The sequence below is a fragment of the Psychrobacter sp. 16-MNA-CIBAN-0192 genome (assembly GCF_040309565.1).
Lineage (GTDB): Bacteria > Pseudomonadota > Gammaproteobacteria > Pseudomonadales > Moraxellaceae > Psychrobacter.
On sequence record NZ_JBEOOX010000792.1, the window covers coordinates 1 to 230 of the forward strand.

Sequence of the window (230 nt, forward strand, 5' to 3'; positions counted from 1 at the left end):
TCGTGGCTTAAAGCGCAAATGTCGGCGCAAAGTAAATGGGTTTTAGTTAAAAATAATCAAACCCTATTTATTAAAGATACCCCTAAAGTAAGCTATTTAACGTATCAACAAGTGGCGCATTTAGATTTAACGAGTGCTATTTTTGTTGGTTTAAATAATGCTAAACATGGTGTGTTTGCATTGGATGTATCTGATCTGGATGAAAGCGTACTTACGCCTTTAATAGAGGG

General features: G+C 35.7%; 1 protein-coding gene. It reads left to right on the plus strand.

The window, feature by feature from the left end; genetic code table 11:
• Positions 1–18: 18 nt before the first annotated feature.
• The coding region (locus AAEY78_RS15240; protein ID WP_352340381.1) for an NUDIX-like domain-containing protein at positions 19–230 on the plus strand (212 nt) is incomplete at its 3' end.